Source organism: Endozoicomonas sp. ONNA2, assembly GCF_024606365.1.
In the GTDB taxonomy this organism is placed as follows: Bacteria; Pseudomonadota; Gammaproteobacteria; order Pseudomonadales; family Endozoicomonadaceae; genus Endozoicomonas.
This window is the reverse complement of the sequence record NZ_JAHHPO010001028.1, coordinates 1-11112: the sequence shown is the minus strand read 5'-3', so window position 1 is coordinate 11112 and position 11112 is coordinate 1. Positions and strand designations below refer to the sequence as shown.

11 protein-coding genes are annotated in these 11112 nt (G+C 44.2%); 3 read left to right on the top strand and 8 right to left on the bottom strand.

Annotated elements, in window-relative coordinates:
- Nucleotides 1-133: 133 nt before the first annotated feature.
- Nucleotides 134-448, bottom strand: a complete 315-nt coding sequence (locus tag KDK14_RS18275) for an SCP2 sterol-binding domain-containing protein (protein ID WP_257266632.1) — start codon at nt 446-448, stop codon at nt 134-136.
- Nucleotides 449-669: 221 nt separating this feature from the next.
- Between KDK14_RS18275 and sohB the strand changes: the two genes are divergently transcribed.
- Both sohB and KDK14_RS18265 read left to right on the top strand, forming a co-directional pair.
- Nucleotides 670-1719, top strand: a complete 1050-nt coding sequence (gene sohB / locus KDK14_RS18270; RefSeq protein WP_257266631.1) for a protease SohB — start codon at nt 670-672, stop codon at nt 1717-1719.
- 99 nt (nt 1720-1818) lie between these two features.
- Nucleotides 1819-2655, top strand: coding sequence for an OTU domain-containing protein (locus KDK14_RS18265; protein ID WP_257266630.1), 837 nt, complete (start codon nt 1819-1821; stop codon nt 2653-2655).
- Nucleotides 2656-2759: 104 nt separating this feature from the next.
- On the opposite strand, the gene KDK14_RS18260 is transcribed toward KDK14_RS18265, so the two are convergent.
- A complete protein-coding gene (locus tag KDK14_RS18260) occupies nt 2760-2945 on the bottom strand; it encodes a hypothetical protein (RefSeq protein ID WP_257266629.1) in 186 nt (61 codons plus the stop codon).
- On the opposite strand from KDK14_RS18260, the gene KDK14_RS21875 reads away from it, so the two are divergent.
- Nucleotides 2874-3038, top strand: coding sequence for a transposase (locus tag KDK14_RS21875; RefSeq protein ID WP_373691113.1), 165 nt, complete (start codon nt 2874-2876; stop codon nt 3036-3038). The genes KDK14_RS18260 and KDK14_RS21875 overlap by 72 nt on opposite strands.
- Nucleotides 3039-3115: 77 nt before the next feature.
- Here the strand turns inward: KDK14_RS21875 and KDK14_RS18255 are convergent, their stop codons facing one another.
- The 6 genes from KDK14_RS18255 to KDK14_RS18230 all read right to left on the bottom strand — a co-directional run bounded on the left by KDK14_RS18255 (nt 3116) and on the right by KDK14_RS18230 (nt 10958).
- Nucleotides 3116-4288: a cation:proton antiporter gene (locus tag KDK14_RS18255; RefSeq protein ID WP_257266633.1), complete on the bottom strand. Its 1173-nt coding sequence runs from the start codon at nt 4286-4288 to the stop codon at nt 3116-3118.
- Between the two features lie 135 nt (nt 4289-4423).
- Nucleotides 4424-4924, bottom strand: coding sequence for a DUF934 domain-containing protein (locus tag KDK14_RS18250; protein WP_257266628.1), 501 nt, complete (start codon nt 4922-4924; stop codon nt 4424-4426).
- A complete protein-coding gene (locus tag KDK14_RS18245; RefSeq protein WP_257266627.1) occupies nt 4908-6563 on the bottom strand; it encodes a nitrite/sulfite reductase in 1656 nt (551 codons plus the stop codon). Before KDK14_RS18245 ends, KDK14_RS18250 begins: the two co-directional genes overlap by 17 nt.
- Nucleotides 6564-6880: 317 nt before the next feature.
- Nucleotides 6881-7084: a DUF2970 domain-containing protein gene (locus KDK14_RS18240; protein ID WP_257266626.1), complete on the bottom strand. Its 204-nt coding sequence runs from the start codon at nt 7082-7084 to the stop codon at nt 6881-6883.
- A 244-nt stretch (nt 7085-7328) separates the two neighbouring features.
- The gene (locus tag KDK14_RS18235) at nt 7329-8846 is read right to left on the bottom strand and encodes a hypothetical protein (protein WP_257266624.1); all 1518 of its coding nucleotides are present in this window, start codon (nt 8844-8846) and stop codon (nt 7329-7331) included.
- A gap of 540 nt (nt 8847-9386) precedes the next feature.
- Nucleotides 9387-10958, bottom strand: a complete 1572-nt coding sequence (locus tag KDK14_RS18230; RefSeq protein WP_257266623.1) for a hypothetical protein — start codon at nt 10956-10958, stop codon at nt 9387-9389.
- Nucleotides 10959-11112: the final 154 nt, after the last annotated feature.

Sequence of the window (11112 nt, the reverse complement as noted above, 5' to 3'; positions counted from 1 at the left end):
ATGTATAAAAAAAATTAATCAATAAAAAAACCAGCTTTGAAATTATCCAGAGCTGGCTTTTTGGGATGTTCTACCAAGGGACAACTTTTTTTCCCACACCTTTTTTCACAAACAGTTAACAAACAGTTGTCTATTAGTTAGGGAAAAAGGCACCAAGCTTGGTGGCCAGCATCATATTGCCTTCAGCACGCAACTTACCCATCATAAATGCCTGCATGCCATCCATTTCTCCGGACATCACACCGGTCATGGTTTCGCTGTCCATAATCAGTGTTACGCTTGGGTCGTCATGGGTGCCGGCAACGATATCCAGGCTCCCATCTTTAATGATCAGGTGGTAGGCATCAGCGTCCTCGATATCAAATTGGAAAACCTCATCAACGCCGGCGGCTGCCGCTGTATTGAAGCGGGTTTTCATGGATTCAATAATTTCGGCAGGAGTGCTCATAGTCTCGTTATCCTTCTTCTTAACATTAAGCATTGCTGGTCAAACAAGGCGAATTTTATGAGCATTGGCCGAATGTGTCAATGAAATTCAAACACTTGTATGAAACTCTGCCAGTAACAATTCCCTGTCACCATCATTTTTATAGTCCCCGGCAGTGACAAATCAGTTATGATGTAGGTCATTTTGATATTGCAGCTCACAAACCTTTTAAGGAGGTCCCTTTGGAGTATCTGGCAGATTTTATTTTGTTTCTGGCCAAAACGTTCACCCTGATAGGCGGTGCGGTGGTTTTAGTGGCTCTGGTGACAGCCATTGGCCAGAAGGCCAGAAAAATGCATAAGGGGCACCTTGAGATTACGCGCCTTAATGAACACTATGAGCACCTCCAGTCAGAGTTGAAGCATGCCTTGCTGGATAAGGCCGAGCTGAAAAAAGAAGCCAAAGATCAGAAAGAGAAGGCGAAGCTGGAGAAGAAAACCAAGAAAAATGATGAGGGTGAACAAGAGAGAAAACCCAGAGTTTTCATACTGGATTTTCATGGCGATATCAAAGCTTCAGCGGTCAAATCCCTGAGAGAAGAGATTACCGCAGTTCTCTCTCTGGCAGATAAAGAACTGGACGAAGTGGTTATCCGGCTGGAAAGTGGTGGAGGTCTGGTTCATTCCTATGGTTTGGCTGCATCCCAACTGAAGCGAATCCGTGACAAGGGGGTCAAGTTGACGGTCACCGTCGATAAAGTTGCTGCCAGTGGTGGCTATATGATGGCTTGTGTTGCCAATCATATTGTTGCAGCACCATTTGCAGTACTGGGCTCTATTGGCGTAATGGCCCAGTTGCCCAATGTTCACCGTCTTTTGAAAAAGCATAATGTGGATGTTGAGTTACACACTGCGGGTGAGTTCAAGCGCACTTTGACGGTTCTTGGGCAAAATACCGAAAAAGGACGTCAGAAATTTATTCAGGATATGGAAGATACACACGTTCTGTTCAAGGATTTTGTAAAGACGGAGCGGGACATTGTTGATATTAATCAGGTTTCAACCGGCGAAATCTGGTATGGGCAAAAAGCTCTGACGCTCAAACTTATTGATGAGATAAGCACCAGTGATGAGTATATCTATCGGAGGGTGGATGAGGCTGTTCTGGTACAAGTCGAGTACGTGATGAAGAAAGGCGTTGCCGACAAACTGGGTATGGCTGCTGAGTCTGCTCTGGATAACACCTTAACGAAGTGGTGGGGTCGATTTAACACCGGTCGCTTCTTTTCATAATAACAACTTCTAGAACTCACTTTTATCTGATCCGGTTATTTTGAACTATAGAACCAAATAATAGTCAAAATTAAAAGATAATCATTCAGATAGGAAGTAATGATGAATTCTGTTGAAGGACCAGTTGTGGCTGGCTACCAGCATAGTCAGCCACAGGTTGAAAATAGCATCGGTCATACGAAACATTGGACGCAATCCCGAACCATTCAGGTGTTAGCTGGGGCAGCCGTGGTAACCTTAGGGGTTCTTGCGGGTCTGACTGTTGCTTTTTTCGCCAGCACCTTTGCAGCGAGTATTGTTGCAGGTGCCGTTACTGTAGTTCTTGGCGTGAGTTTGATTGGGTATGTTTGCCATCCTGGTCAAGGCAGTACCGCAACCCTGGCAGATGCTCTATTAGCAAGTTTTACAAATGCACTGGAAGATCGCGCAGCCAAGATGCTGCAACCATATCAATTAGATCTTTACAAAAGTTGTCGTGATGGTAACTGCTATTTTGACTCGGTTATTCATCAATGTCCTGCAGGTTCAAACTGGACTATTCAGAATTTACGGTTCCGTGTTTATCAGGAAGCCAAGCAATGGTGTGAAGGATATAGACGTCATTTTGATCCTGCCATTCACTCTTCTGAAAATGATCTTTATAGCCGCTTGATTTTTTATAAGGGGCTGGAAGACCTACAGACGGATAATGCATGGGTTGATGCTACTGATTCAGCATTTACTGCCAAAATACTTAATACTCCAATCGTTGTCATGAATATCGATGGAAGCGTTGCCCATGCCTTTGATGCCGAGGGACAGTTTATGAATGACGCTATCAATTTCTCCATGGATTTTGGCTATTTCAGAAATATTTTAAATAACCGATTTATCTTGTTGATTTTTGATAGTAATCATTTCATGGGGGTATCTCCGATAACCAAACAATTGGTTTAAAGCGATCTTTTGGTCACAAGGCCAATTAACAATGATAGCCAAAGGCTTACCTGATTACCACTGGTCGTACATAATGAATCAGCTGCTATGATAAACGTCAGTAGTCATGTGTTTTGAAGATAAAACTGATGTGCAAAAATACCATTCAGTTCCAAAAAGGCATTGGCAACATGTAATTTCTTGCTAATTACGCCAGTGAAGATCAATGTGAGAACGCCCTGTTCTCCTGGCGCTGGCCATATGGCTTCCACTGCCAGAAATGTGGCTCCAGCAGTTTCTGCAAGCTTCATCGGAAAGCTGAGTTCCAGTGCACAAACATGGGAGACTGCCCTACTGCGGTGGCAGCAAATTGGTCTAAAAATCCGCTTTTATTCGGCAAATAGCCCCACTATTTACCTCACACATTAGCTGCTTATAAGTGGGGCTTCGCATTCCCCACCTTTAAAAATCCTTAAAAACCTCAGTCCCTTCTTAGTTTTTCTGACAAAGCGATGGGTGATTCAAAGCGGAACACGACGATATAAGAAGATACCAGCAGTGAAAGTATTGCGGTTGCCTGGATGATATGCGCTGAAACCTCGCCAATCAGATTTTGACCGCTGGCAAAGGCGGCTATCAATATTGAAAACTCACTGGTCTGCCCCAGTCGAAAGCCGACTTCCCAGGCTGTGGACCGGTTTTCACTGACCTTGCGCAACAGAAAGCCAAAAACAACCGGCTTGATCAGGATAACAGCTCCGGTCATGACCGTTGCCGGGAAAAGTACCTGGCCAAGTAAGTCAAGATTAAAACTGGCTCCGATAGAAAAGAAGAACAGAACCAGAAAAAAGTCTCTTAACGGTTTAAGGTTGATGGCTATATATTGGGCCACAGGACTGGTCGCAATACTGATTCCGGCGATAAATGCACCAATTTCATAAGAGAGGTTCAGGCTGTGTGCCAGCTCTGCAAAGCCGAGACACCAGCCCAGGGCCATCAAAAACAGGTATTCATGGAAACGGTCAAAGCGAACCATCAAGGGCAGCAGCAGATATTTGACCAGCATAATAGCGGTGAATATCAATGCTGGCAGGGCAATAAATGCCATTATCAGTTCGTTGTAGTTGGCGCTGTGTGATGGATTCAGATTGTAAAGCAGCAAGAGTGCGATAATGGCCATCAAATCCTGCAGAAGCAGCAGACTGACCATGATCTCACCGGTATGTCTGTGATGCAGCACGGTCGTTGGCAAGAGCTTTATGCCAATGATCGTGCTGGAAAACATCATGGTTGCCCCAATGATGATAGCCTCATTCTGAGGCAGACCAAATGTCAGCCCGAGCCCGTAGCCCGTCAAGGCAAAGAGAAATGAGCTGAGTATACCAACCGTTGCCGTTTTCCTGAGCAAGTGGGCAAGATGGCTTGGCTGCATGTCCAGCCCAAGAAGGAAGAGTAAAAAAATGATGCCAACATGGGCAATATCATTGAGCAGATTGGTGTCATTAACCACTTCCAGTCCAAACGGACCCAGTATTGCACCAAGGGCAATGTAGGCTACCAGCAGGGGCTGACGGGTGAATAGTGCACCAGTCGCAAGAATTGCTGCCCCGGTGAAAATCAGAAAAAAGGAGAAGAGCAGGGAACCGCTTTCCATCATTCAGGCTCATTCTTAGATTATTTATGGAAAAGACAGTATAACCAACAGTTTGGTTTTCGTGCAGGAGAAAGGAAAAATCTCCTCCAAAAAGGAAGAGATTTCACGATGTGATTGATGTGAGTAATGATGTGATTAAAGTTGATGTCTTAACCGGTACACTGGTATTGATTGGTCGGCAGCTGTTTGATAGTTCCCGCTAAATGTTGTCAGAGCCGCCAGTGCATAATCCGGATTCTGATCCTCCCTTAATCTGAAACTACTGAATCCGCAGCGTTTGAGGTAATAGAGCTGGTCCACAAGGATGTCGCCTATGGCTCTTAAATCCCCCTGATAATCCCAGCGTTCCCTGAGTAAACGAGCCAGGGAGTAGCCACGGCCATCGAAAAAACCGGGAAAGTTAACAGCGATCACTGGAAACTGGTTCAGGGTATGTGTCACCGTTTCAGGCTCGTCGCTACTGTCAAACCAGATACCAACCTGACCTTTATGCTGGCCATTGGCTTTAATAGCATGAACAATTGACGACACATGAAGCAACACATTGCCTTCGGGCAAGAAGGGCTCTTTGGGACCCTGTTGCCGGATCTGAAAGTCATCATTCCTGATTTGCTGATCCTTAAGCAACTTTGGCATAAACCTTCTCCTTGAATGGCTGCACACCGACCCGTCGACAGGTATCAATAAAACGTTCTTCCGGGGTGCGCAGTTCCACATAGGTCCTCAGGATTTTATCGATAACGTCGGGCACTTCATCCATTTTGAAAGATGGCCCAAGGATCTTGCCCAGAGACGCGTCATGCCCTGATGCACCACCGACCTGAACCTGGTAATACTCTTCACCTTTACGATCAACACCGAGAATACCAATATGACCAACATGGTGATGGGCACAGGCATTCATACAGCCGGATATGTTCAGATCCAGTTCGCCAATGTCATGCAGGAAATCAATATTATCAAACCGTCGCTGGATGCTTTTTGCCAACGGAATGGAACGGGCATTAGCCAGTGCACAGAAATCGCCTCCCGGACAGCAGATCATATCGGTAAGCAACCCTTGGTTGGGTGTTGCCAGGTTCAGTGGTCTCAGTTTCAGCCAAAGCTCATGAAGTCTGTTTTGGGGAACATCGGCAAAAATCAGGTTTTGCTCGTGGCTCACTCGCAGTTCACCAAAGCTGAACTGGTCAGCAAGGTCTGAGATTGCCTCGAGCTGCTCAGCACTGGCATCTCCCGGGGCATCGGCAGTTGCCTTTAGTGTCAGGGTGACAGCACTATAACCCGGCTTTTTATGGGGATGGACATTACGCCTGAGCCACAGTTGAAAATCAGGTTCAGCGGATAAAGCCAGGTCAGTCAAGTTGATATTGGTCAGCTCTTCATAGTCAGGCTCAGAAAAAAAAGATTGAACCCGATCAATCTCCTGATGGGGAAGACGGGCCGCTGTTTCTTTCAGGTAAGACCACTCGGTTTCAACCTTGTCCGCAAAAACTTCAGGAGTTAGCGCCTTAATCAGGATTTTAATTCGGGCCTTGTATTTGTTATCCCGCCGTCCATAACGGTTATAAACTCTCAGCACAGCATCCAGGTAACTCAGGAGATGCTCTGGTTCAAGGGATGGTTTGATAACGGAGCCCACCATGGGAGTCCTCCCAAGACCGCCACCGGCCAGAATTTTAAATCGAACGTTGTTATTTTCATTCAAGAAAGCATGTATGCCGATATCGTGCACTTGTGTTGCTGCCCGGTCCTGTTCACTGCTGCACACCGCTATCTTGAATTTCCTGGGAAGATAAGCAAACTCCGGATGTAAAGTGGACCATTGCCGGATAATTTCACACCAGGGGCGGGGATCGATAATCTCATCGTGGGCAACACCGGCAAACTGATCTGTTGTGGTATTACGGATACAGTTGCCGCTGGTCTGAATAGCATGCATCTGTACAGAGGCCAGCGCTGCCAGGATTTCCGGAACTTCTTCCAGCCTCGGCCAGTTCAACTGAAGGTTCTGTCGAGTGGTAAAGTGGACATACCCCTTATCGTAACGTCTGGCAATGTGGGCCAGTTTACGCATCTGGGTACTGCTCACCATGCCATAAGGAATGGCAATTCGCAGCATCGGGGCAAAGCGCTGAACATAAAGCCCATTCTGAAGACGAAGAGGCAGGAACTCCTCTTCTGGCAACACACCAGCGAGAAAACGACGAGTCTGATCCTTGAACTGCAGGACCCTCTCATCAACTATTTGCTGGTCGTAATCATCATATTTATACATGAATTGTTCGTCTGATTAGCCACATCCAGGGAGCAGGTCAGAAACCTGGGACATTGGAAGAATACTGACTTTGACTTATAAGTAAAACTATTATTTATTAATAGAATCAGGCTAAAAAGTAATAAATCAAAGGGGTGCAATAAGTTGATGGTTGGTCAGGGTTTCGCTAATTTAATTAAATCGGGTCGATTTGTGCCCTGTTTAACGGATCAAGGAGAAAATAATGAAAGACAGTACTGTTGATGCCATTGCGGCAGTTGCACTTATAATGCTGGTTGTCATGACGGCAGTATACTGGGTAAGCTCACAGTGACAGCTCATGGGTTTTGAGTGACCATGTGTACCACGGTTATGAGTATCAGAACAAATAACAAAGTACCTACGATACCAGCGATGATGAATTGCGCTGGTTTACCTTTATGGAAATCCCTTTCCAGATTAGACCGCTTTTGAACACCGAATGCAGCAGATAGAGCACTCAAAACGACTGATTTAAATCCTGTACCTTTTTTATCTGACATTAGCCAACTCGCTTAACCAGCTGTTAATTTGATCATTCTAAGATCTTGTTATTCAAGTTGGCAAATAGTAGTGGCTCTTTCAGGATTCCAGACTTTTGCTGGGGCGAAATTTGTTGAAGCCCTTATCACCAAAGGCCCTCAGCACTTTTTCCAGCAATGCTGCTCAAGCCCTGTGTTTCGTGAACTACAGATAGTTTTCATAGTAGAGCAGTCCGGAAGCCAAATAGAGCCATAGTAGTTAACACTAGTCGATGACGATAACCCTGATCTTATACTGGGTGTCTCTGGCTGCGAAGTAGCCGATCCAGCTATCTTTATCAGCTTCTGTCCAGGATACCAGTTGGTCGGCAAGCATTTGTGTGCCTTTGGCGCCCAAATCTTTTAAATAGGGAACTATCACATAAGCCATTGCTCCGAGGACCAGGCCATTGGAAACTGATGTCACTGTTTTTTGCAAGGCAATATTGAAGCCACCAGTGGTGTAGTAGTTTATTAACCCATTCATGACGTAGTAGGAGGCTATCGGGAGAATGGTTGATGCCGCGACAGGAACTACATAGTCTTTGATCTCTTTGGGAACAGGGATAAATTGATATCCTGATGAAACAATCGCCTCCGCCCGTTCACCAATAGAGGCTATCTGATGCTCCAGATTGGCAAACAGATTTAAAGTTTCGGCATCTTCATGATCCAGGTGGCTCAAACGTTCATCCTGGCCTGCAGGTATCATTTCTGATATCTGGTAAAAACGATACCCGATTTCCAGAAGTCCGGCACCTGAAGCAAGGGCATAGGCTGATGTTGCACCCCAACCCCGTCCTTGAAAGAATTTCATATAGCCTTTATGAATGGTGTATTGAATACTTGTCTTTAGTGAGTTGTTGAAATCACCGGCAACCCTGGGAAGATTATCAAAACCCAAGTCTCTTCGGATTAAAGAAAGTGTATCTCCGGGAACATTGCCAATCAAATTAAAGCCATACCCAACCATCAGCATGGCGATACCGTCAATGGTTTCATCATTCAGGCTGTGGAGCATGGGCCAGCTCCCAAAGACGTGATGTAAACGATTGTCGTTGTGTAGCCTTTTCAGTGATGTGGCAACAACAGAAGACATACAGTTAAGCATTCGATTGGTAGGCGTTGTCCTGAGGTATTGTTGAAATGTCTCAATCTTACTGCTCTGGATGGTATTTTTTTCAATGTTATTGGCACTTGCTTCCGCCGCTGAAGGCCTGTTCGGATCCCCGACAGCCGACGCACCATGGTTTGACAATAGTGAATATACCGTAAAACCCTCAACAAAATCTGCAGAACATTGGGCGAAGAGAGAATCACTATCCGCAAACACCTGGTTCTGAATGAGACTCCTGAATGAGTGAATAACATCAACGCCCAGAAGTAAATAATTCCAGCGTAAAAGGGTTGTCCAGAAAGACTGTGGTTGCCACGTTACCGTATTCATGGCGATTATAGGAATCAACTGAGGAACAAAGGCACCCACAGCCGCTACCTTGGAAAGGTTCTCTTCTTTCTCAAGTATGACTTTTATTTTTTTACCCACCATTTCATCTGTGGTATCGAGCGTTAGATTGATGTAACGGTCAGTGTTTGCCTGAACAATTTTGCCATTTTCAACAACAGGCGTTTCCTTGTCATGCCAGTAAATTTCGTTTGACTCTGTGCCTCCTGAATGGAAAAGAACCTGTTCATTTTCTGATCGAAGTCTTATGGGGATTTTACCGTAAACTTGTTCATTCAATATTGTGGTATCAATTTCAAGATGAAGTGGAACTTTTTCATTGATTGTAATTTCTACAGAATTATTGTAGTCAGGAGACAGCTTTTCAATGTTAGTAGCTGAAGCGTTAATGGAAAAAGCCGAGAGGATAAAAATAAGTAAGAAATTTTTACGGTTAAATTTCTGAGATGTCAGTAACAGTTGGAATGCTGAGCAATATTGAGTAAGTATTCCAAACTTGGATGGTCCAAATTTATTACAAAACCCAAAGAAAAATAGATAAGCCATAATTTAACTCCTCAATAGTCAGGCTATCCATCGCCACTAAGAAAACAAGTAGTTTACTTAAAAGCCCCAAGGGGCAGGAAAACAATAATCGTGCCAATACGATTAAGTTAGTAAAAGTATGTGTTTTTCTCGTATAGAAAATTCGCACATATTCTAAACAAATTTAATATCATTTTGTCATAATCAATTGAGATATGTTTCCCGCTTTTATATTTCTATAATTTATTTTTGTAACCTATCTTCATCTTGATTGATTTTTGATAAAACAGGATGCTAATTTTCAGTAATTACATCAATCCGGTAGCGAAGTGTATCTGCCAAAAAATATTCAGACCAGCTTCCGGGTTCAGCTTCCATATATTTCAGAATGGGTTTTTGTATAGTTTGTGCTGCCAAAATACCAAATCTCTGAAGAACCGGTGAAATCAAGTGCGTCATAGCACCAACGGCCATTCCTTCATAGGCGTTATCAAAGAGTTTAAAAACCGGTGATGAAACATCATGGCCAGTAGTCACTTTAAATGTGCCATACACAACGGCTGGTATTGCCACACCGAGCACCAGCAGTTGGAGATCAGATAACTCTGGTAATGCCAGTGATTTACTGATTGAAGCACCTATGGCTTCGGCCCGCTTGGTCAATGAATGAACCTGATAAGTCTGGTCCCTGCCTGCCATGCCCTGTTGGCCATACAGGCGCAAAAGGATTTCAATAACACCAGCACCAGTGGCAAGTGGCAGGGCGTAGTGCTCATTGATGTTTTGATATTTGAGCTGACCCTTAAAGAAATCTTCATAGCCTGCCTGAATGGTATACTGGGCAGCTTTAACGATTGATCGGTCCAGTTCATTCTGCAATGCAAGTTCATCTGTGGCATTAGAAAAACCGATATTTTGTTTCACTAACTTGAAGAAGTCTCCAGCTTCAAAGGCAAATTTATTAAAACCATACCCAACCATGATTTTTGACAGTCCATGGATTGACTCCTGGTTCAATGCTTTCAGGTATTGCCATTCATCAGCAATTTGATTTTTCTGAATATCAAGCAGTGTTGATGAAACGGTATTGGCCAGACAGTCCATTAGTTTCTTGAAAGGCGCAGCCATAACATACGCCCGGAAGGTTTGGCTTTTGGTTCTTGTCGATGCCGAAGTCTCGCCATAATTTGCCGCTTCGAACAGCAAGAAGCCCTCAATAAAATCTGCTGAACATTGGGCAGCCAGTGGTTTGTGGTTTCCAAATGTTTGGCTGATGACAAGATTTCGGATGGATTTAACAATATCACTTCCAAGTACTTTATAGTTCCATCTCAACAATGCTTCGTAAAAAATGGCTGGCTTAGGACCAAATTTTACTTCATCCATCAGGATAATGGGAATCATCTGGGGGAAGAATGCTGTCAGTGCTGACAGCCTGGAAAGATCTTTCTCTTTTCTTATTTTGACCTTAATGGTCTTGTTTAGCTGGTTTTGGTCTGGAGTAAGTGTCAGGTAGATGATTTCGTCATTGTTAACTGGCTTATTTTCCTTTTCCAGTCTGTTGATTCGATTATGCCATGATATCTGCTGCTCACCATTGCTAAATTGCAGGTTGTCATTTTCCAATATGATTTGCACCGGAATATTCCCCTGAAGATCTTTCTCCAGACCTTTAGTATCGATAGCAATGGTTATTTCCTGTTGTTCTGACGTTACGATTTCAAGATCAGAATTACTCTCTGGAGATAGAAGGTATATGTCATTTTGATCATATGAAAAAGACAGGGAAGGGTTACATAACAAGAAAATCAAGTACATTATCCAGGTAAACTGGAATGAACGGAAGCTGTTATCAGATGCAGTCATTGTTGGCATACCTACCATCGGGAGGCATTCCATTGCCAGTTCACTTTAAGATTAACTAAGTAGCTAACCATATGGAATCGAATATTTCTGACTCCTTGTGCTGGTACTATGCGAGGCACAACGGAGGGAGCATAGCCGTAGCTATGTGACCGGA